Consider the following 20,982-nt stretch of genomic DNA (forward strand, 5'->3'; position numbering starts at 1 on the left):
GCGCCTACCAGATGAGCTCCGGGGCCTGCCAGCGCGGGCTCCGGTCGTCCGGCCAGCTGATCTCGCCGGAATTGATCCCGCCAGTGATGAAAAGGCAGTCCAGCCCTTCGCGGTTTGCGCCCGCCAGATCGGTCGCCGGCCCGTCGCCTATCGCCAGGATGCGCGCCTTGGGCGGAGTTTCGCCGGACAGCCCCGCCAACGCCTGATACGCCAGCTCGTAGATCGGTGCATGCGGCTTTCCGGCATAGAGGGCAGTGCCGCCCAGCTTCTCATAGGCCTCGGCCAGCGCCCCCGCACAGTAGAGCAGCCGCCCGCCCGGCCCCTGAACCACTATGTCGGGATTGGCGCAGACCATGGGCAGGCCCAGCGCCGCCGCCTCTTCCAGAAGTCCGGCATAATCCTCCGGCGTTTCGGTCTGGTAGTCGATCAGGCCGGTGCACGAGATCAGCCTTGCGTCCTGCAGGGCGGAAAACTCCAGCTGCGTCCCGGCATAGATCGGATCGTCGAAATCGGGCCCCAGCTTGTAGGCCGGGCCCTTGCCGAACCCGGTCAGGAGCGCGTGTGTGGCATCACCGGAGGTGACGGCCGCGTCCCATACCCCGTCCGGCGCCCCCATTCCCTTCAGGAAGTGTTCCAGCGACAGTGAACGGCGCGGCGAGTTGGACACCAGGCAGACCTGGCCTCCTTGCTCCCGGAAACGGATCAGTGCGTCCAGCGCAGGGCCGATCAGACTCTCCCCGTCCCGTATCACGCCCCAGACATCGCACAGAATGGCATCATACCGGCCTGCCAGTTGTCCCAGCCGGGCCGGTGCCGGAACCTTCGATGCTGCCATTACTGCATTCGCTGGCGCAGGGCGCGGGTTGCCGCACTGATATCGCCGCGTGCATTACCGATAATGCTGGTGATTTCCTCGCGCTGGGTCTGGGCCAGCCAGACGCCCAGAACCTCGGCATCGACCACCTTCATGCCCTCATCCCCGCTCAGCACGCGCCAGTTGACGGGCACATCCTCGCCCGCGCCATTGGCCCGCACTGTGGAGCGGACAATGAAGTCGCCGGGCGCACGGGTGACAGAGCCTGTTACCTCCAGCGTCTGGCCTGCATAATTGCCCAGTTCACGCTCATAGACGTTGATCGCAAATTCGCGGAATACGCCGCGGAATTCTTCAAGTTCAGCTTCATCTGCACCGCGGCGATACCGCCCCAGCACGAAATTCGTGATGCGCGGCACATCGGCGAGAATGTCCACCCGTTCGCGGAAATTGCGCTTGAGCGTCTCCTCGTCCAGCTCGCCCTGATTATAGGCCTGCAAGGCGTCAATAACCTGCTGGGCTTCACGCTGGACGAACGCTTCCGCCTCGCCGGCGTCCTGAGCGTGCGATAGCTGGGTGAACGCCAGCACCGCAAAAGCGGCCACAAGGCTGATCGTGGAAAGTCTGATTAAATGGAGCATGCTTCCTGTCCTGGTGGCTGGCGTGGCTCCCATCACGTCAGTCGAAATCGGGCAGATCTTCGTAGTCCTGCGCCGTTCCCAGCGCATTCGCCCGGTTCTGCCGGTAGACCGAGCGCAACTGAACGTAGGGGTCTATGGCACTACGTTCCAGACTCTGGAAGGTTTCATCCAGCTGGAGCCTGACATCTATGGCAAAAATGCCCCGGTAGACCCAGATCGCCTCGGTCTCGCGGACATCCTCCACCCAGTAGGTCGGATGGGGATAGCGGTCCACGAACCTGCCGAACGTGTCGCGCACGCTCGACGGGCCCAGGAAGGGCAGGACCATATAGGGACCGCTTTCAACACCCCAACGCCCGAGCGTTAGGCCGAAATCGGTGTCGCGCCGCTCGATATTGGCTTCGCTGGCGACATCAAACAGCCCGCCTACGCCGACAATCGTGTTCAGGCCAAACCGGCTGGCCGTGGCAAACGCGTCACCTGGACGCCCCTGCAGCAGCAGGTTTGCGAACACGACCGGCTCATTGAGATTACGCAGCGCGTTGCGCACGCCGGTCCGGGCCGGTGCGGGCACGACATCGCGATAGGCATAGGCCGCAGGCGCGATCACAGCTTCGTCTGCTGCGCTGTTGAAGCTGAACACGGCCCTGTTCAGCGGCTCCAGCGGATCGTTCGTCTGAAGGGATTCGGGCCGCGTGGTGCAGGCCGAGACAGCCAGTCCGGCCAGAATCGCAAGGCCTGCAAGGCGTAGATGGCGCATGTTTCCAATATCCCTTCCAGCGCGGCTTCGTGTCCGGTGCCCCCGCATCCGGCTGACTTAAATAAGGCGTCTGCGCGTTTTGCCAAAGATGGATTTGTGCCTTTGGCATTGAAGCAGACCAGATAATCGCATAAAGATATCCTTATGTAGTTGTTTGCGATGCGAGGCGGCACCATGCCCGATGGGCGCACCCTGCCGGCCCGGCCCGGCCCGGCCATATCATTCGAATTTTTCCCGCCCAAGAATGAGGCGATGGAGGAGCGGCTGTGGGATTCCATCTCACGGCTGGCCCCGCTCGATCCGCTTTATGTGTCGGTGACATACGGGGCGGGCGGCTCGACGCGTGACCGGACGCACCGCACGGTGCGCCGTATCGTGGAAGAGACTGCTCTCAAACCCGCAGCCCACCTGACCTGTGTGGACGCGCGGTGTGACGAAGTGGACGAGGTGATCCGCGATTACTGGAATGCGGGCGTGCGCCACATCGTGGCGCTGCGCGGTGATCCGCCAAGCGGTGTGGGAGAGCGCTATGAACCGTTCGAGGGCGGCTACGCCAATGCCGCCGAACTGACCGCCGGCATCCGCAAGCTCGGTGATTTCGAGGTGTCTGTCGGCTGCTACCCGGAAAAGCACCCCGAAAGCGCCAGCTTCGATCATGATATCGACTTGCTGAAAGCCAAGATCGACAATGGCGCCACGCGTGCCATCACCCAGTTCTTTTTCGATGCCGATATCTATTTCCGCTATGTGGACAGGGTACGCAAGGCGGGCATCGATATTCCGATCGTGCCGGGCATCATGATGCAAGCCAATTTCGAAGGTCTTGTGCGCATGGCGGGGCTTTGCGGAGCGACCATCCCGGCGCGTCTGTTTGACCTGTTTGACGGGCTGGAAAGCGATCCGGGCACACGCGAGCTGCTGACCGCCAATGTGGTCGCAGACCTGTGCCATGACTTGTCGGACCAGGGCGTGGACCAGTTCCATTTCTACACGCTGAACCGGGCCGAGCTGGCGCTGGCAACCTGCCGGCTACTGGGCGTGCGCCCGGTGGAAATGGCGGCCTGAACCATGGGATTTGACCGCAATTCGCGCCGCAAGGCGCTCGAGGATATCGCGCAGAAGCGCATACTGGTGCTGGACGGCGCCATGGGCACGATGATCCAGCGCCTCAAACCCTCCGAAGAGGATTATCGCGGGGAACGCTTCGCTGACTGGCACACCGCGCTCAAGGGCAATAACGATCTTCTGAACCTTACCATGCCGGACTCCATCCGGGCCATCCACAAGGCCTATTTCGAGGCCGGCGCGGACCTGATCGAGACCAATACCTTCTCCGCCACCACCATTGCGCAGGCCGACTACGCGATGGAGGATATTGCCGCTGAAATCGCTCGCGAAGGTGCGCGTCTGGCGCGCGAGGCGGCTGATGCGGTAGAGGCCGAAACCGGCACGCCGCGCGCGGTGGCGGGCGCTATCGGCCCGACCAACAAGACGCTCTCCATCTCGCCTTCGGTGGAAGATCCCGGCTTTCGCGATGTCACCTTCGATACCGTGCGCGAGGCCTATGCCGAGCAGGCGCTCGCCATGGCGGAGTTCGCCGATTTCCTGCTGATCGAGACGATTTTCGACACGCTGAACGCCAAGGCGGCGATCAAGGCGGTGCTCGATCTGCGCAATGAGGGCAAGCTTGACCCCGCCATTCCGCTCATGCTGTCAGGCACCATTACCGATGCCTCGGGCCGCACCCTGTCGGGTCAGACGACCGAAGCCTTCTGGAACTCGGTGCGCCATGCAAGGCCATGGGCGGTGGGGCTGAACTGCGCGCTGGGCGCCAGGCAGCTCCGGCCTTACGTGGCCGAGATGAGCCGCGTCGCGAACACGCGCGTGCTCGCCTATCCCAATGCGGGTCTGCCCAACGCGTTTGGCGAGTATGACGAGACGCCCGATGAGACGGCCGCTTACATCGCCGACTGGTCGAAAGGCGGGCTTGTCAACATTGTTGGCGGGTGCTGCGGCACCACGCCTGAGCATATCGCGGCCATCGCGAAGGCTGCTTTCGCAGGCAAGCCCCGCGCCGTGCCGGAACGCCCGCGCGCCATGCGCCTGTCGGGCCTTGAACCGTTTGAACTGGCTTCCTGATTTATGACTGATACTGCCCAATCCCGTGCCGTCTTCGTAAACGTTGGCGAACGTACCAACGTCACCGGCTCTGCGCGCTTTAGAAAGCTGATCAAGGAGGGCGATTACGCTACCGCCCTTGATGTCGCGCGTCAGCAGGTTGAGGCCGGGGCCCAGGTGATCGACATCAACATGGATGAGGGCCTGCTCGATTCAAAGCAGGCCATGATCACCTTCCTCAATCTCATCGCCACCGAGCCGGACATTGCCCGCGTGCCGATCATGATCGACAGCTCCAAATGGGAGGTGATCGAGGCGGGCCTGAAATGCGTGCAGGGCAAGGCCATCGTCAATTCCATCTCGCTGAAAGAAGGCGAGGAGAGTTTCCGCGAGCAGGCGAGGGCCTGCCTTGCCTATGGCGCGGCCGTGGTGGTGATGGCGTTCGACGAGGAGGGCCAGGCCGACACGAAAGAGCGCAAGGTCGAGATATGCGAGCGCGCCTATCACATCCTTGTCGATGAGCTGGGCTTTCCGCCGGAAGACATCATTTTCGATCCCAATATCTTCGCGGTGGCGACCGGGATCGAGGAGCATAACGATTATGCCGTCGCCTTCATCGAGGCCACGCGGGAGATCAGGAAGCGTCTGCCGGGCGTACATGTCTCCGGCGGGGTGTCCAACATCTCATTCTCTTTCCGCGGCAATGAGCCGGTGCGCCAGGCCATGCACTCGGTGTTTCTCTACCATGCCATCAAGGCGGGCATGGATATGGGCATCGTCAATGCCGGCCAGCTTGAGATTTACGATGAGATCGAACCCAAGCTGCGCGAGCTGGTCGAGGATGTGATCCTCAACCGGCGCGAGGATGCCACAGAGCGGCTTCTGGAAGCCGCTGAAGGCTATCGCGATACCGGAGAGGCCGAAGAGAAGGCTGCCGCCGAGTGGCGCTCCCTGCCCGTTGCAGAGCGCTTAAAGCACGCCCTCGTGAAGGGCCTAGATGAGTTCGTCGTCGAAGACACAGAAGAAGCCCGCCAAGCCGCCGAGCGTCCGCTGCACGTCATTGAAGGCCCGCTCATGGACGGGATGAACGTGGTGGGGGACCTCTTCGGCGAGGGCAAGATGTTCCTGCCGCAGGTGGTGAAATCCGCCCGCGTGATGAAGAAGGCCGTCGCCCATCTCTTCCCCTATATGGAGGCCGAGCGGGAGGCGGCAGGGCTCGACAAGGAGTCCAACGGCCTTGTCATCATGGCGACGGTGAAGGGCGATGTGCACGATATCGGCAAGAATATCGTCGGTGTCGTGCTGCAATGTAATGGCTATGACGTGGTTGATCTCGGCGTCATGGTGCCGCCGGAGAAAATCCTGGAGGCCGCGCGCGAGCACAAGGCCGACATTATCGGCCTGTCGGGTCTCATCACGCCCTCGCTGGACGAGATGGTGTTTCTGGCGAGCGAGATGGAGCGCGAGGGCTTCGACATTCCGCTTCTGATCGGCGGGGCGACGACCAGCCCGGCCCATACAGCGGTGAAGATCGAGCCGGCCTACCACAAGGCGCCGGTCATCCATGTGCATGATGCCAGCCGGGCGGTGGGCGTGGTCTCGAAACTGCTCTCCGACGCCCAGCGCCAGCCTTATTGGGAGGAGGTGCAGTCCAATTATGCCCGCATCCGTGAGACCCGCGCGAGGACACAGGGCAATCGCCGCCGTGTAACGCTCGCTGATGCGCGCGCGAAAGCTTTTGATGCCGATGCCACCAGCCATACGCCCGTCAAACCGCTAAAGCCCGGCCTGACGACCATTGATGATGTGCGCCTGGCCGATCTGGTGCCTTATATCGACTGGACGCCTTTCTTCTTCTCCTGGGAGATGAAGGGGACGTATCCGGCCATCTTCGATGACCCCAATCGGGGCGAGGCGGCGCGTGCCCTGTTTGACGATGCGCAGGCCATGCTGAAGCAGATGGTGGAAGGTGACTGGCTAAAACCCAGAGGGGTTGCCGGTCTGTGGCCTGCGAAACGAAACGGTGATGATATCACTGTGTTTGCCGATGAAACCTGCAAGCAGGAGATCGGCACCTTCTTCGGCCTGCGTCAGCAGGCGGAAAAGGACGGCGACAAGCCCTATTTGTCCATCTCTGACTTCGTACGCAGCGATGTCACCGACTGGGTAGGCGGGTTCGCCGTCACGTCCGGTGATGCCGAGGACGAGATCGCCGAGCGGTTCAAGAAGGCCAATGACGATTACTCCGCCATAATGTTCCAGGCGCTGGCTGACCGTTTTGCCGAAGCCTTCGCCGAATATCTCCACGAGCGGGTCCGCAAGGAGCTCTGGGGCTATGCGAAGGACGAAAAGCTTTCCACCGATGATCTGATCAAGGAAGCCTATGCGGGCATACGTCCGGCGCCGGGCTACCCCGCCCAGCCGGACCACACGGAAAAGGACCTGCTCTTCAAGCTACTCGAAGCGCCGGAGCGTACGGGCATCAAACTGACCGAGAGCCGGGCCATGTACCCGGCGGCCTCGGTCTCCGGCCTCTACCTGGCGCATCCTGACAGCGTCTATTTTGCCGTCGGGCGCATCATGCGCGATCAGGTGGAAGACTATGCGCAGCGCAAGCGCTGGAGCGTGGAGGAGGCGGAGAAGGCACTCGCGCCGATACTGGGCTATGAGCCCGATGCGTCCCGGTTGGAGGAAGCCGACGCCGCGGCTTGAGCGCCACACGCCTCACACGCTGGATCGCGCGCCAGCTTCACGGTGCGAAGCGCGCCTGAAAGCCCGTCCACAATCTGGACCCGGCCGATGAGCGGCTCGCCCGCTTTCGTGACGAGCTTGATCGCTTCGAGTGCCATCAGCGTGCCGACAATGCCGGTAATCGCCCCGACAATGCCGGTGACCGCGCAGCTCTCCGCATCAGGGGGGATGCCGGGCACAAGACAGCGATAGCAGGGCGCATGGGCCCCAAGGTGTGGCGCGAAAGTGGAGACCTGCCCGTCCCAGCGCCCGACCGCGCCGGATACCAGCGGAATGCCCGCCGCGATGGCGGCATCATTCACGGCAAAGCGGGTCGCAAAGTCATCGCAGCCATCAAGCACCAGGTCGGCACCCTCCAGAACGGCGGGCAGGTTTGCGGGCCCGGCCCGGACCGCATGTGTCTCGATGCTGACCGCCGGGTCGAGCGCGTGAAGCGCATCCCGGGCCGCCTCGACCTTAAGCCGGTCCACATCGCCGGTGCGGAACAGCACCTGCCGCTGGAGATTATCAAGGCTCACCGTGTCGGGATCGATGATTGTCAGGCTGCCGATCCCGGCTGCCACAAGATAGAGCGCTGCCGGAGTACCGAGGCCGCCGGCTCCGATCATCACCACCCTGGCAGCCCCCAGCCGGGCCTGACCGGGCCCGCCGATTTCCTTCAGGAGGATATGTCGGGCATGACGGTCAATATCGGTCTGGCGCACCTTCTTCGCATCCTTTCAGGCGGGGTTCATCAACGCCATAGCACGCTTGGCTCGAAACGGTCCAAGGGAGGTGTCTCATGGCACAGGGGATTTCACGGCCGCGCCTTGCAGTGGTGACGGCGCTCGCGCTGATACTGACGGCCTGCGCCACGCAGGAAGGCTACCGCCAGCGGGCAGCATTGCATCTCGGCCACTCGGCCGATGCGCTCATCATCGAACGCGGCTCTCCGGTGGCGCGTGACTATCTCAGCGACGGCTCGGAGGTGTGGACCTATTTCGTCGCCGAACAGCGCCATGATCCGGGCGGCTATTCCACCATTCCGCGTGAACGCCGGATTGTCTGGACAGACCGGCACGGCAATGAACATGTCCGCATCGAGCAGTACGAGGAGACGGTCTACACCCCGCCACGCAGCTGGATGGTCGAGTGCGAGACCCGCTTCGTGGTCAGCCCGGACGGGATAGTGCGCGATTTCCGCTTTGAGGGGGATGCTTGCCGCGCGCCGGAGCTGAGCTGACGCCCCCGGGGCGCAGCAAGGTGTGAATTGACCAGCGCTGGCCACTGGCGGCGGGGGGCGAACCGCGTCAGCCTGCAACGATGACTGACACGCCCGCCCATTCTCCCGCTTCGGCCGATCTCGATGGCCCGGTGCTCGACTATCTCGTCAATGGCGGGTCCCATGTCTTCCTGACCGGGAGGGCAGGGACCGGCAAGACCACGCTGACGCGAGCCCTGCTGGAGCGGCTGGGGCCAAGCGCCGCTGTGCTGGCACCTACCGGCGTTGCCGCCATGCAGGCGGGCGGGCAGACCCTGCACGCCTTTTTCCGCCTGCCACCGCGCCTGGTGGAGCCCTCGGATATCCGCCGCCTGCGCAATGCGCGCGCGGTCAAAGCGCTCAAAACCCTCGTCATTGACGAGATTTCCATGGTCCGCGCCGACATGATGTGGGCGATCGATGCAAGCTTGCGCCTGAATCGGGAAAGCTCGGAACCCTTCGGCGGGGTGCGCATGATCGTCGTCGGTGATCTATCCCAGCTTCCCCCGGTCGTGCGCGACGAGGAGGCGGGCTATCTGGAGATGGCCTATGGCGGGCCGTTCTTCTTTCATCCGCCCGCCTTTCGCGATGCCGGGTTTTCGATGCTGGAACTGACGAAAGTCCACCGGCAGGCCGATCCTGATTTTGTGCAGATACTCAATGCCGTGCGAACCGGCGAGCTGACGCGCGAGGAAGGCGCGGTGCTCAATACGCGCGTCACGGGCCGGTCGGGGCTGGAAGCCAGCGCCACCCATGTCGTGCTGACCCCCACCAATGAGGCAGCCTTCCGCATCAATGCGCAGCGCCTGGATGCCCTGCCGGGAAAGCCGGAGCTGATCGAGGGCAAGACCTCCGGCCAGTTTGACCAGCGCATCATGCCGACCGATGATCCGCTGATCCTGAAACGCGGCGCGCGCGTCATGCTCCTGAGGAATGATCCCGGAGGGCGCTGGGTCAACGGGTCGCTCGGCGAAGTCGTCGGTTTTGCCGAGGCGGGCGTGATGGTGAAGATCGGTGAGGAAGTGCACCGCATTGAGCCGGTGCAGTGGGACCGCCATGCCTACAGCTACGATCCGGCGGCGAAATCGCTCAAGAAAGAGACGGTTGGCAGCTTCACCCAGCTTCCGCTTCGCCTTGCCTGGGCGATGACCATCCACAAGGCGCAGGGCCTGACACTGGACCGGGTCTATCTCGACCTTCCCGGCCGCCTGTTCGCGCACGGACAGGCCTATGTCGCCCTGTCACGCGCGCGAACCCTGGAGGGCATGGAGCTGTCGCGTCCGTTGCGCCCGTCCGACATCATCGTCGACCAGCGCATATTCGACGTGAAGAGCTATTGCGATTCCGCGCCTGCCCGGCTGGAGGGTTAGGGCTTACACGCCCGTCGATCCGAACCCGCCCTCACCGCGCTGTGTCTCGTCCAGCGTGTCAGCCGGTATCAGCTCGGCCTGCACGACCGGCGCGATGACCATCTGGGCTATGCGCTCGCCCCGCCGCACCGTGAAAGGTTCGCGGCCATGATTGATGAGGTTCACGCGGACCTCGCCGCGATAGTCGGCATCAATCGTGCCGGGCGTGTTCACACACGAAATGCCGAACTTGGCGGCAAGCCCGGAGCGCGGACGCACCTGCGCCTCATAGCCTTCGGGAAGGGCAATCGCCAGCCCGGTCGGGATCAGCTGCCACTCACCCGGCTGCAGGGTAACCGGCGCGTCGGCCGGGAGCGCGGCAGGCAGATCCATGCCCGCCGATCCCGGTGTCTGATAGCGGGGAAGGTCCAGGCCCGCGAAATGCTCCAGCGCCTTTATGCGCACCTGAACCATGAAAGAATCCCCCGCCGGAAGCCGCTATTGCGGGTTTTCTTCCATCCAGCGTTCCATCTCGTCAATGCTGTCGTCAAAGCCTTCGACAGTCGAGATGATGCCCTGACGTTCCTCATCGGTCAGCGAGCCCATCATGACGCCGATGGCATAATCGCCATCCTGAATGCCCATGCTCACCACGGTGGGGTCTTCCGGAGTGCCCGCGCGGATCATCAGCGGCAGGCCGGCCAGCAGGACCTTGAAGTCGTTGCGGTCAGGCACAACGCTCTCGCGGTCGCAGAGGATCGCGCCGGTCCCTTCCGGCAGGGGGGGCAATTGCAGCGGGCCAGGGCGGGCTGCGGCCTCGCGCACATTAAAACCCTGGATCACAGTCGGCTGAGCACCGGCAGTGCCCGGAATCGCGAAGCAGTCGGCAAATGCAGGCGCGCCAGCCGCCAGACTTGCAACAAGGGCGGCTCCGCTGGCGAACAATCTCTTCATGGAGAAACTCCTGATAGCGGCCGTGAACGGGCGTGCCCGTCTGGCGGCCAAGGCGGGCGTGAGCCTAACGCTGCGAATGTGTGTTTAACAAGGCCATCAGTGAATCAGCCAGTTGCGCCGCAATCACGTCCTTCGGCGCGCGCGCCAGAGCTTGCGTTTCGCCGCGCGAAACGATCAGCACCGCATTTTCCGCTCCGCCCATGGCGTCGCCCGATACATCATTGGCGATGATGAGATCGCATCCCTTGCGGTCCAGCTTTGCCCGCGCCAGGGCCTCAAGAGTGTCGGTGTCCGGGGCCGTCTCGGCGGCAAAACCGACCGCAAGGCGCGGGCGTCCTTCCGCAAGGCCGGACACGTCTTTAAGGATGTCCGGGTTCTCCACCAGCTGAAGGCTCGCAAAGCCCTTCTTGTCGGTTTTTATCTTGCTGGCATGGCGAGTTGCCGGCCGCCAGTCGGCCACGGCGGCAACCGCTATGAACCCGTCGGCGGGCAGGGCCGCCATCACCGCGCCGCGCATCTCCAGCGCGGTCTGGACCTTGATCAGATCGGCGCCCGCTGGCGGCTCGATATTCACCGGCCCGGAGACCAGCGTGACGCGCGCGCCGCGGGCCAGCAGCGCCGCGGCCAGCGCATAGCCCTGCCGTCCGGAAGAATGGTTGGACAGGAAGCGGACAGGGTCGATGGGCTCCACCGTAGGCCCTGCCGTAACGATAATGTGCGGCGCTTTCATCGGTTCAGAACGGCAAGGGCCGCTTCGGCAATCTGCACAGGTTCGGCCATGCGGCCCGGACCAAACTCGCCGCAGGCCATCTCGCCTTCATCAGGACCCACGAAAGTGATGCCCCGGCTTTTCAGGGTTTCCAGATTGGCCTGTGTGGCCGCGTGCTCCCACATGCGCACATTCATCGCAGGCGCCATCAGCACCGGCTTGTCAGTGGCCAGCAAGGCGGTGGAAGCCAGATCATCGCACAGCCCGTGCGCGGCCTTGGCCATGATGTTGGCGGTCGCCGGTGCGACCACGATCAGCTCTGCCGAGCGCGACAGCTCGATATGGCCCATCTCGGTCTCGTCAGTGAGCGAAAACAGGTTGTCATAGGCCTTCTCACCTGACAGGGCGGCCACGCTCATCGGCGTCACGAACTGCTTGGCCGCATCGGTGAGGATGCAGCTCACGCCAACGCCGCGCCGCTTCCACTCGCGGATCAGTTCCAGCGATTTGTAGGCGGCGATACCGCCGGAAATGATGAGAAGGATGCGGGTGCTCATAACTTATAAGACCATTGCTTCAGCCAGGCGGCAAAGCCCGCCTCGTCCAGGGAGCCGTCTGCCAGAGCGAGCACTGTGCGCGTCGCGTCGCGTTCGGTCGCGTCCAGATACCAGCCATTGATCCTTAGCATCATATAGCTGGCGATGAATGCCATGCGCTTGTTGCCGTCCAGAAAAGGATGGTTTCTCGCTATGCCAAATCCGATGCTGGCGGCCAGATCATGGATTTGTGGCGCCGGGTCTGCGTAGGCGAGTTTGTTTTCTGCCCTGCTGATGGCGGAATTCAAAGCGCCTTCATCACGCAGACCACGTGCGCCGCCGGTGGCGTCCATCTCGCGTTCATAGGCGTCCAGTATGGCCGACAGCGGCAGGAGCCGGATGTCGTGGCTCATTTGGCGAGATCTTCGAGGGTCTTGCTATAGCGCGTCCGGCATTCCTCGTAGGCGGACATCGCCGCGCTATAAGGTGCCTCGGACTTTACCAGGGTGACGCGGCCACCGGTGACTTCGAGCGTAACCTCATCGCCACGGTTAAGCCCCGCCCTTTCCAGTACTTCCTTCGGAAGCCGGACGCCCGTCGAATTGCCCTGCTTGGTCAGCTTTACGGTAATCGTCATCATACACCTCTGGCCCATATATAAGCACAGTCGTGCTTACATTTCAAGTCGGCCTGTCAGGGCAAGGGTGAGCAGCACGGTGAGGCTGGCCGTTGTGATGGCAATGAGCATGCCGGTGAACCAGCCGCGCCTGACTGGTGCGGACACCTGTTCAGGCGTGTTCATCCGCTCGGCGGCCTCGGTCAGGCGCTCCAGCGTGACGGGCAGGGCAACAAGGCTGGTGTGCAGCCGCTCCAGATCACGCAAAACGTCCCGGATCCGCCCCTCCGGGCCCAGCTCGCGGCGCATGAAGCGCTCTACGGCAGGCGCGGACGATTCCCACATATCGTGAGCCGGGGTGAGGGTGCGGCACACGCCTTCCACCTGCACCATGGTCTTCTGCAAGAGGATGAGCTGTGGCTGCAGATGCATGTCGAACAGCTCGGTCACCTCGAAGAGCTGCAGGAGTACGCGTGACATCGGCACCTCGTCGGCGCGCTTGCCGAAAATCGGCTCGGCCACCGAACGCAGCGCAGCGGAGAAATCGGCGCGGGCATGATGGGACGGCACATAGCCGGCATCGAAATGGGCATCGGCTGCGCGGTCATAATCACGTGTAAGGAAGCCGTGAAGGATGCGGGCGAGATAGCGCCGCTCCGGGCCTTCAAGCCGTCCCACGATGCCAAAATCCACGGCCCACAACTTTCCGTCCCGCCCCACGAACAGATTGCCCGCATGCATGTCGGCGTGAAATGCGCCGCGCTCCAGAGCGCAGGTGAGGAAGGCATCGGTGATGTCCGAGGCGAGTTTCACCCGGTCGACGCCTGCCGCCTCGACAGCGTCGATATCGGTCAGCGGTATTGCGTCGATCCATTCAGTGGTCAGCACGCGCTTCGATGTCAGCGGCCAGATGACTTCCGGGATGTGCAGGTTCTGCGCGGCGACGGCGGCTTCCATCAGTTCGCTGGCACCGGCTGCCTCCATGCGCAGATCCAGCTCCAGCACCAGAGAGCGCGCTACCGTTTCGACAAAGGCGCGCGGCTCCATCCGACGCGAAGCCGGAAAGAAGCGCACGGCCAGCCCAGCGCCCATGCGCAGCACGGCAATGTCTTTGTGGATGCGCTGATCGATGCCGGGGCGCAGCACCTTCACCGCGACGGTTTGGCCGTTGTGCGTGACCGCCTTGTGGACCTGAGCGATGGAGGCCGCGGCCGCGGGCGGGCCGAACTCGGCAAACAGCGTTTCTACCGGTGCTTCCAGTTCGGTTTCGACAACCTTTCGGGCCTCGGCATCGGGAAACGGGTTCATCCGGTCCTGCAGGCGCGACAGGCCGCGCGCGAAATGCACGCCCACCACGTCGGCTCTGGTGGCCAGCACCTGGCCCAGCTTCACATAGGACGGCCCCAACTCTTCCAGCGCGCGGGCCAGCCGCTCGCCGGGATTGTCCGCACGGCCACGTATGGCGACAAGGCGGGCCAAGCGCCCGGCCAGCCTCGCGGGGGCCGGGAAGACGGCCTGGTACTCGACCGGGAACATGGCGTCGTGGCGTGCCAGCGTCCACGCCGCGCGCATAAGCCGGAAAAAGGTGAAGACAGGTCCAAACATCGCGCCGTGAGGTTTAGGCGGCTATCGCCAGTTTGGCGAGAGGGCGCATGTGCGGCGCTTTTACCGTCAACTTACCCGCCAGCCTGTGTGCAGGGCTGCGATGCCGCCCGACAGGTTCGTCACCGAGACTTGCCCAAAACCGGCCTCGCGCAGCTCTGCGGCAAACGCCTCCTGGTGGGGGAAGCGGCGGATGGATTCCACCAGATACTGATAGCTGTCGCGATCCTTCGCGATGAGCGCGCCCAGCTCCGGAATCGCCTTGAACGACCACAGATCATAAACATTGGCGATGGCGCGCGTGACGGGGCGGGAGAACTCAAGGCACAGGAAGCGTCCGCCGGGCTTGAGCACGCGGTGCATTTCCCGCAAGGCCTGCAGCCGGTCTGTGACATTGCGGATGCCGAAGCCGATCATCACGCAGTCGGCGCTCTTATCGTCAAAGGGCAGGCACTCGGCATTGGCGACGGCCCATTCAATGCCGTCTGCCTGGCCGCGCTTGATCCCGGCGTTCAGCATTTCCTCGTTGATGTCGGCAACGATGGCGGTGGCCGGCCTCTGGCCGGGGCGCTTCGAGCGCTCGATGAAGGCGCGGGCGAGATCGCCTGTACCGCCGGCCACATCGATCAGCCGCTCGCCGGGCTTGGGCCTTGCGCGGGTGATGGTGATGTCTTTCCAGACCCGGTGGATGCCAAGGCTCATCACATCATTCATCAGGTCATAGCGGCGCGCGGAGCGGTCGAACACGCTGCGCACAAGGCCCTGTTTTTCCTCGCGAGGCACCTCGCGAAAGCCGAAGGATGTGGTGTTGGTATCGCTCATGGTGTCGAGCCTAGCCTTCGTCGTTGAAAGCCGCCAGTGCGGCGAAACGCGCCGCTCAGTAAAGACGCACGCAGTCCGGTCCGGTTTCACCCTCGAGCGCATAGCGCGCCGTGGCCCCGGCATCATCGAACCATGTCTGCCCGTCCGCGCTTTCATGGCGCAGAACACCTTCGGAGTCGCCCGCCATGGCGGCGCCAAGCGCGTATTCGGTATCTGCTACAGACAGGCTGGCACCGTCCGCATCGCGATTGAGGATGACCAGAGCGTCCCCGCACAGGAAAATGGCTTCCTCTGCATCGATCGTAACGGTCTCTTCAGCCGTACCGGTCAGGCCGGTGTCGAACGGATCAAGGCGTATCACGCCGGCATCAATGCGCATCTGGCGGACATCCACCGGCACCGGCGCGCTCAACCAGTGCAGTTCGCCGTCCCAGGCGAGGGCCGCGCGCACGGAATAGCTTTGCCCGTCCTCCAGCCGCGCCGGATCAATAGTCAGGCTCACCTCTAGCGGCAGGTCGGCGCCATCAAGCACGGCGCTCGCCTCGGCCACAGCATCACCGCCTCCGCTTGCCGGTATCAGCTCGACCAGCACGGCTGTGCCATCGGGCAGGCGCACCGGCTCGCCAACGCTTAAGCTCGCTGTCAGCGTGCGCGGCGCGGTCTCGTCAAAAGGCGAGCACGCCGCGGTCAGTATGAAGCAAAGCGTGATAATCGCAGCCAGCAGCCGGACCATGTCGGAGTGTCTCCCAGTGAAGCTGGCACTGGCCTTAGCACAGCGCGCGGCCACATTCTAAGCTGGAAGACGCACCCAGCCTGTGACGGAGCCCTGCCATGCCCGAACTACCCGAGGTCGAGACCGTCCGCCGGGGCCTCATCCCGGCGATGGAGGGGCGGCGGATCGTGTCTGCGCGGCTGAACCGCAAGGATCTGCGCTTTGCCTTTCCTGACCGGATGGCTGAGCGCCTGACCGGCACGCAGGTGGAGCGCCTCGACAGGCGCGCGAAATACTTGCTGGCGCGGCTGGGTTCAGGCGAAACCCTGCTCATGCATCTGGGCATGTCGGGGCGGTTCTCGATTCTGGCAGACGATATGGCGCGCCAGCCGGGAGACTTTGTCTATGCCGCGCCCGCCAACCCGGCCCATGACCATGTCGTGCTGGAGATGGAGGGCGGGGTGACGATCACCTATAATGATCCCCGCCGGTTCGGCTTCATGACGCTTTTTGACACCGCGCTGGAAGCTCAAAACCCCTATCTGGCGCAGCTCGGGCCTGAACCGGATTCCAATTTGTTTTCCGGGCCACATCTGGCCGCAGCGCTGAAAGGACGGCGCTCACCCATCAAGACCGCATTGCTGGATCAGCGCGTCGTGGCGGGGCTGGGCAATATCTATGTGTGCGAGGCCCTCTGGCGCGCGCGCATCAGCCCCAGGCGGCTGGCCCACACCATTGCCGGTGAACGCGCCGAACGGCTGGCGGTGGCGGTACGCAACGTGATTTCCGAGGCGATTGATGCGGGCGGATCCACCTTGCGCGATTATGCGGGCGCAGACGGGGCGCTAGGCTATTTCCAGCACAGGTTTGACGCCTATGGGCGCGAGGGCGAGACTTGCCGCGGCGCGGGCGGCCGGGTGTGCGGCAAGCCGGTTTCCCGCATCGTGCAACAGGGGCGGTCCACGTTCTTCTGTCCCGATTGTCAGCGATGATCCCGACGGAAGTTACAAATATGTCATCCAAAATGTTGTAGACATATAACATTCCGTTTGATATCAAGCTCTCATGGCTGTCCCGGCGGGGTAGCCCGGATACACAACAAGAAGGTCAGACCCATGTTGAAAAACACCATCAGACAAGCGGCAATTGCCGCGCTGGGCTTCCTGGCCGGGGTTGGGCTCTCCTCCCTGGAACGAAGCTACGCACAGGATTATGCCGCCATTGAGGCCTCTCCGGCCCTGTGGACGATCGAAGCCGATGGCGCGACCGTCCATCTGTTCGGCACCTTCCACCTGCTGCCGGACGCGCTCGACTGGCGCTCCGATGCGGTGAACACCGCCTTTGCCGAGGCCGATACGGTATGGTTCGAGGCCGATGTCCTCAGCCCTGAGGCCCAGGCGCAGATGCAGTCGCTGATCCCGCAGCTCGGGCTGAACCCGCAAGGCGTCACCCTGTCCTCCCTGCTGGGGGCAGATACTTACGCCGCCTTCGAGGCACAGACGGCAGAGCTGGGTGTTCCCGCAGGCAATTTCGAACCTGTCCAGCCCTGGCTTGCCGGCATTACGCTGGGCGCCCTGCAGCTGCAATCCCTGGGCTTCAATCCGGCGACGGGCGTCGAGGCGGTGCTGAGCGCCGAGGCCAATACACTAGGCAAGCAGCTCGATTATTTCGAAACGGCCGAGGGCCAGCTGCGCATTCTCTCCGACCTGTCCATGGATACCCAGATCGAATGGCTGCGGGTCAGCCTGGAAGAGATGGGTGATCTGCGCAGTGAAATGGACCGCATGGTCACCGCCTGGGCAACTGGCGACATGGACACGCTGGACGCACAGGTGAACGGCTCCATCCGTGATGCCAGCGCCGAGCTGTATGAAGCGATCATGGTGGCACGCAATCGCGACTGGGTGCCGCAGATCACGGCCATGCTGGATACCGGAGGCACGCATTTTGTCGCCGTCGGTGCCGGTCATCTTCCCGGTGAGCAGGGTGTGGTCGAGCTCTTGCGGGCTGAAGGCTACGAAGTCACGCGCCGCTAGGCCTGCACCATCGATATGCACATATCGCCCGCCCCGGGGTGTCGACCCCGGGGCGGGCTTCCTGTATGGAAGCCGCCGCATCGAACTTCGCGGCACCGTCCAGGCGGTGTCATCCTCAAGGAGGGCTCAAGATGGCCTACAAGACGATCCAGACCAAAACCGAGGGCCGTGTCGGCGTCATCACGTTTGACCGCCCCTCGGCGCTCAACGCGCTGTGTGACGAGCTGACCTCGGAGCTGGCATCGGCGCTGGACGCGTTCGAGGCCGATGAGGGCATCGGCTGTGTGGTCCTCACCGGTTCGGCCAAGGCATTTGCTGCCGGGGCCGATATCAAGGAATTGCAGGATCGCGATTTCGTCTCGCTCTACATGCATGACCCGTTCGCGAAGAGCTGGGAATCGGTGGCCCGCTTCCGCAAGCCGGTCATTGCCGCTGTTGCCGGTTATGCGCTGGGCGGCGGGTGCGAGATCGCCATGATGTGCGATTTCATCATTGCGGCTGAAACCGCGAAGTTCGGCCAGCCCGAGATCAATCTCGGCGTGATGCCGGGAGCCGGTGGTACCCAGCGCCTGCCGCGCGCTGTCGGCAAGTCCAAGGCCATGGACATGTGCCTTACGGGCCGCATGATGAATGCCGAGGAGGCCGAGCGTGCCGGCCTGGTCTCGCGCATCGTGCCCGCTGACGACCTGCTCGACACGGCCATGGAAGCCGCCGAGGCCATCGCTGCCAAATCCCTGCCCATCGCGATGATGACCAAGGAGGCGGTGAACATGGCGTATGAAATGGGCCTGACCGAAGGCATCCGCTTTGAACGCCGCGTCTTCCAGTCCCAGTTTGCCACCGAAGACCAGAAGGAAGGCATGGCCGCCTTTGCCAGCAAGCGCGCTGCGCATTTCCGCCATCGCTGATTTAGCACGCGCCGCGGTTGACGAAGCCGGGGCGCACGGGTATACGCCGCGCCTCACTTCGCTCAACGCTTGCCTTTCAAAGGGCGCGGCGCGACGGTGAGTAAAATACGTTTCAACGACTGTTTCAGGCCCCTGGAGTATCCATGGCGAATACGAGTTCGGCGAAAAAGATGGTGCGCAAGATTGCGCGCCGTACCGCCATCAACAAAACCCGCCGCTCGCGCATGCGCACCTTCGTGAAAAAGGTCGAGCTGGCCATCGCAGCCGGCAACCAGGCCGAAGCCCGTGACGCACTGCGTGCGGCCGAATCCGAGGTGATGAGCGCCGTCTCCAAGGGTGTCATCCACAAGAACACCGGCTCGCGGAAGGTTTCGCGCCTTTCGGCCCGTGTGAAGTCGATGAACGCCTAGTCAAAACTCGTCCTTAGCCGGATAAGTTTAGAGCGTGTCTGCAGGAACTCTGCAGGCACGCTTTTTTGTTGGTTTTCTGTTTGGAAAATCGTCGGGCAGGCCTGTTGCACAAGGTGTTCCGGCAACCTTCCCGGCTGCTATTTCTCTGTCCGTCCGCAGCTCGAAACGCCCGGCGCCATGAACGCCTGCGGAACGTAAACCGGCACTGAAATTTTTTTCACTGCGCAACGTCCAGCGCAATCAGGGAAATCTCCTTGTCAAGCGCCGAATCGATCCGGAATCACGGTTAATGATGTTGATTCCCCCGCCGCTCTGGCTAACCTGTCTGAACCGACGCGACTGATCTCCATACGGACCGACAGCGGGCTGCGGGGGCGAGCACATGGCTCGCCGCCGGACGGGGAAGTCTTGTTTGAAATCAACGTAATAGCTGCGGGACGTAGCCTGCGGCCGACAGGTTTGAGGTTGGGGACTAATGGGGCTGAATAACTCAGTTTCTAACGCCAGAACACAGCAGCGGGGCGTCATGCAGGGAGTGCCGGCCGTCAGCGAGGTCTGGCGCGATGTACGCGCCCGGCTGCGTCAGGAATACGGTGATGTCATCTATGTATCCGAGATCGCGCGCCTGCGCGTGGCAGAGGATGCCAATGGCTCCATCCAGATCATCTGCGCCAACGATTTCGGCCGCGCCTGGGTGGAGGACAATCTCGGTGCCCGTCTGCGGGCCTTGTGGACGACCTTTGATGCCGGTCCGCGCGATATAGTGATCTGCTGCGAGGGCGTCCCGGCAGCGCGCGCCGGCGCTCGCGAAGAACGCCGCGTGCCTGCCAATGGTGCCGGAGCTGTCCGTCCCGCGGCGCCTGTAGCAACAGCACCCGTTCGCGATGCCCTGGCGGGTTCCGCTGCGTCTGCGGCGCTTGGCGTACCGGAGCGCGCCTCGCGCAGCGATGGTCGCTTCACCTTCAACACTTTCATGGTGGGGTCGGCCAATGCGATGGCGAGCACGGCGGCCAAGGCCATTGCCGGCGCCTCGGCCCCGCCCTTCAATCCGGCCTTCTTCCACGGTGGCTACGGGGTGGGCAAGACGCATCTGCTGAACGCCATTGCCCATGCTGTGAGCCTTGGCGAGTCTGGCCGCAAGGTGCTCTACCTGACCGCAGAGGAATTCCTCAACGGCTTCCAGTCGGCTCTGCGGGCGCGCGATGTCCAGCCTTTCAAGGACCAGGTGCGCACGTGCGATGTGCTGCTGATCGATGACGTGCATTTCATCGCCGGCAAGCCGAGCACGGAGAGCGAGTTCCTGCACACCATCGCGGCCCTGATCGCCGAGAACCGTCAGGTGGTGCTGGCATCGCATTGCGCGCCGGCCGAGCTGGGCGTCGGTGATGAGCGCCTGCGTTCGCTGCTGCGCGGCGGCTTTGCCTGCGAGTTGTTCGGGCCCGATCTCGACCTGCGCCGCAAGATCGTTGACTGCAAGGTGGCGCAGGCGCGTTCGCACTGCCCGGATCTGGACGTGCCTGAACAGGTGCGCGATTTCCTGGCCGCCCGCGTGACCAGCTCCGCGCGGGAGCTCGAAGGCGTGCTCAACAATGTCATCGTGCGTACGGCCTACATGGAGCGCCCGGTCACGATCGAGGCGGTGGAGGAAGTGCTGGGTGACCTGCCCGTGAAGGCAGAAAAGCGCGTCACAGTCGATGAGATACAAAAGGCGGTCGCCGCCTATTTCTCGATCACGCCCTCCGACATCAATTCCAAGCGCCGCACGCAGTCTGTCGTGCGTCCGCGCCATATCGCCATGTATCTCGCCAAGACGATGACCACGCGCTCCCTGCCCGATATCGGACGGCGCTTTGGCGGCCGCGACCACTCGACGGTCATCCATGCGGTCACGAAAATTACCGCCCAGCTTGGCGCTGATCCGCTGCTGGCAGAGGATGTCGAGGCCATCAGAAAGCGTCTTCGCGGCTGATTGTGCTGCAACGCCCCCCGGCGACCGCAAGAGAC

The 20,982-nt window shown here is 63.5% G+C and carries 21 protein-coding genes and 1 pseudogene; 10 read left to right on the forward strand and 12 right to left on the reverse strand.

The genetic code is table 11. The features are described from left to right. Nucleotides 1-4: 4 nt before the first annotated feature. The 3 genes from IEV75_RS06810 to IEV75_RS06820 are packed head-to-tail and all read right to left on the reverse strand — an operon-like array spanning nt 5 to nt 2,215. Nucleotides 5-835, reverse strand: coding sequence for a TIGR01459 family HAD-type hydrolase (locus IEV75_RS06810; protein ID WP_188451811.1), 831 nt, complete (start codon nt 833-835; stop codon nt 5-7). Continuing rightward, on the reverse strand, nt 835-1,455 hold the full coding sequence (locus IEV75_RS06815) for an MlaC/ttg2D family ABC transporter substrate-binding protein (RefSeq protein ID WP_188451812.1): 621 nt from the start codon (nt 1,453-1,455) through the stop codon (nt 835-837). The genes IEV75_RS06810 and IEV75_RS06815 overlap by 1 nt, the downstream gene beginning before the upstream one ends. A 37-nt stretch (nt 1,456-1,492) precedes the next feature. Continuing rightward, on the reverse strand, nt 1,493-2,215 hold the full coding sequence (locus IEV75_RS06820; RefSeq protein ID WP_188451813.1) for an MlaA family lipoprotein: 723 nt from the start codon (nt 2,213-2,215) through the stop codon (nt 1,493-1,495). 174 nt (nt 2,216-2,389) lie between these two features. Here IEV75_RS06820 and metF point away from each other — a divergent pair, with 174 nt between their 5' ends. From metF to metH, 3 genes are read left to right on the forward strand one after another with little or no spacing between them, the layout of a single operon-like run. After that, a complete protein-coding gene (gene metF, locus IEV75_RS06825) occupies nt 2,390-3,280 on the forward strand; it encodes a methylenetetrahydrofolate reductase [NAD(P)H] (RefSeq protein ID WP_233351786.1) in 891 nt (296 codons plus the stop codon). A 3-nt stretch (nt 3,281-3,283) separates the two neighbouring features. Further along, nucleotides 3,284-4,354 carry a homocysteine S-methyltransferase family protein gene (locus IEV75_RS06830; RefSeq protein ID WP_188451814.1) on the forward strand — a complete coding sequence of 357 codons (1,071 nt, stop codon included), beginning with the start codon at nt 3,284-3,286 and terminating at the stop codon, nt 4,352-4,354. A 3-nt stretch (nt 4,355-4,357) separates the two neighbouring features. Next, nucleotides 4,358-7,045 (forward strand): methionine synthase, encoded by a 2,688-nt coding sequence (metH, locus tag IEV75_RS06835; RefSeq protein WP_188451815.1) that lies wholly within the window; start codon nt 4,358-4,360, stop codon nt 7,043-7,045. Here the strand turns inward: metH and IEV75_RS06840 are convergent. Beyond that, nucleotides 6,997-7,788, reverse strand: coding sequence for a HesA/MoeB/ThiF family protein (locus IEV75_RS06840; RefSeq protein WP_188451816.1), 792 nt, complete (start codon nt 7,786-7,788; stop codon nt 6,997-6,999). The genes metH and IEV75_RS06840 overlap by 49 nt on opposite strands. 77 nt (nt 7,789-7,865) lie before the next feature. Here IEV75_RS06840 and IEV75_RS06845 point away from each other — a divergent pair, with 77 nt between their 5' ends. Continuing rightward, nucleotides 7,866-8,306, forward strand: coding sequence for a hypothetical protein (locus IEV75_RS06845; RefSeq protein WP_188451817.1), 441 nt, complete (start codon nt 7,866-7,868; stop codon nt 8,304-8,306). 80 nt (nt 8,307-8,386) lie between these two features. After that, complete coding sequence (locus IEV75_RS06850) at nt 8,387-9,694, forward strand: ATP-dependent DNA helicase (RefSeq protein ID WP_188451818.1); 1,308 nt, start codon at nt 8,387-8,389, stop codon at nt 9,692-9,694. Nucleotides 9,695-9,697: 3 nt separating this feature from the next. Here IEV75_RS06850 and dut read toward each other — a convergent pair whose 3' ends face one another. The 8 genes and pseudogenes from dut to IEV75_RS06890 all read right to left on the reverse strand — a co-directional run bounded on the left by dut (nt 9,698) and on the right by IEV75_RS06890 (nt 15,645). After that, on the reverse strand, nt 9,698-10,147 hold the full coding sequence (dut, locus tag IEV75_RS06855; RefSeq protein ID WP_188451819.1) for a dUTP diphosphatase: 450 nt from the start codon (nt 10,145-10,147) through the stop codon (nt 9,698-9,700). Between the two features lie 24 nt (nt 10,148-10,171). Further along, the gene (locus IEV75_RS06860; protein ID WP_188451820.1) at nt 10,172-10,627 is read right to left on the reverse strand and encodes a hypothetical protein; all 456 of its coding nucleotides are present in this window, start codon (nt 10,625-10,627) and stop codon (nt 10,172-10,174) included. Between the two features lie 64 nt (nt 10,628-10,691). Beyond that, nucleotides 10,692-11,893, reverse strand: a pseudogene (coaBC, locus tag IEV75_RS14055) (bifunctional phosphopantothenoylcysteine decarboxylase/phosphopantothenate--cysteine ligase CoaBC). Next, entirely contained in the window at nt 11,890-12,285 is a 396-nt protein-coding gene (locus IEV75_RS06870) for a type II toxin-antitoxin system death-on-curing family toxin (RefSeq protein WP_188451821.1), read from the reverse strand. Before IEV75_RS06870 ends, coaBC begins: the two are co-directional and overlap by 4 nt. Beyond that, on the reverse strand, nt 12,282-12,509 hold the full coding sequence (locus IEV75_RS06875) for an AbrB/MazE/SpoVT family DNA-binding domain-containing protein (protein WP_188451822.1): 228 nt from the start codon (nt 12,507-12,509) through the stop codon (nt 12,282-12,284). The genes IEV75_RS06870 and IEV75_RS06875 overlap by 4 nt, the downstream gene beginning before the upstream one ends. Nucleotides 12,510-12,545: 36 nt before the next feature. Beyond that, nucleotides 12,546-14,093, reverse strand: coding sequence for a 2-polyprenylphenol 6-hydroxylase (gene ubiB / locus IEV75_RS06880; protein ID WP_188451823.1), 1,548 nt, complete (start codon nt 14,091-14,093; stop codon nt 12,546-12,548). A gap of 66 nt (nt 14,094-14,159) precedes the next feature. Beyond that, on the reverse strand, nt 14,160-14,912 hold the full coding sequence (gene ubiE / locus IEV75_RS06885) for a bifunctional demethylmenaquinone methyltransferase/2-methoxy-6-polyprenyl-1,4-benzoquinol methylase UbiE (RefSeq protein WP_188451824.1): 753 nt from the start codon (nt 14,910-14,912) through the stop codon (nt 14,160-14,162). 55 nt (nt 14,913-14,967) lie between these two features. Next, nucleotides 14,968-15,645, reverse strand: a complete 678-nt coding sequence (locus tag IEV75_RS06890; protein ID WP_188451825.1) for a YbaY family lipoprotein — start codon at nt 15,643-15,645, stop codon at nt 14,968-14,970. 98 nt (nt 15,646-15,743) lie between these two features. On the opposite strand from IEV75_RS06890, the gene mutM reads away from it, so the two are divergent. The 5 genes from mutM (at nt 15,744) to dnaA (ending at nt 20,947) form a co-directional block, all read left to right on the forward strand. Next, entirely contained in the window at nt 15,744-16,616 is an 873-nt protein-coding gene (gene mutM / locus IEV75_RS06895) for a bifunctional DNA-formamidopyrimidine glycosylase/DNA-(apurinic or apyrimidinic site) lyase (protein ID WP_188451826.1), read from the forward strand. 123 nt (nt 16,617-16,739) lie between these two features. Continuing rightward, nucleotides 16,740-17,660: a TraB/GumN family protein gene (locus tag IEV75_RS06900; RefSeq protein ID WP_188451827.1), complete on the forward strand. Its 921-nt coding sequence runs from the start codon at nt 16,740-16,742 to the stop codon at nt 17,658-17,660. A 131-nt stretch (nt 17,661-17,791) separates the two neighbouring features. Continuing rightward, nucleotides 17,792-18,568, forward strand: a complete 777-nt coding sequence (locus IEV75_RS06905) for an enoyl-CoA hydratase (RefSeq protein WP_188451828.1) — start codon at nt 17,792-17,794, stop codon at nt 18,566-18,568. A 143-nt stretch (nt 18,569-18,711) separates the two neighbouring features. After that, nucleotides 18,712-18,978, forward strand: coding sequence for a 30S ribosomal protein S20 (gene rpsT / locus IEV75_RS06910; RefSeq protein ID WP_188451829.1), 267 nt, complete (start codon nt 18,712-18,714; stop codon nt 18,976-18,978). Between the two features lie 526 nt (nt 18,979-19,504). Then, nucleotides 19,505-20,947 carry a chromosomal replication initiator protein DnaA gene (dnaA, locus tag IEV75_RS06915; protein ID WP_217979681.1) on the forward strand — a complete coding sequence of 481 codons (1,443 nt, stop codon included), beginning with the start codon at nt 19,505-19,507 and terminating at the stop codon, nt 20,945-20,947. Nucleotides 20,948-20,982: the final 35 nt, after the last annotated feature.

Origin of the sequence: Glycocaulis albus, assembly GCF_014639075.1 — a bacterium.
Taxonomy (GTDB): Bacteria; Pseudomonadota; Alphaproteobacteria; order Caulobacterales; family Maricaulaceae; genus Glycocaulis; species Glycocaulis albus.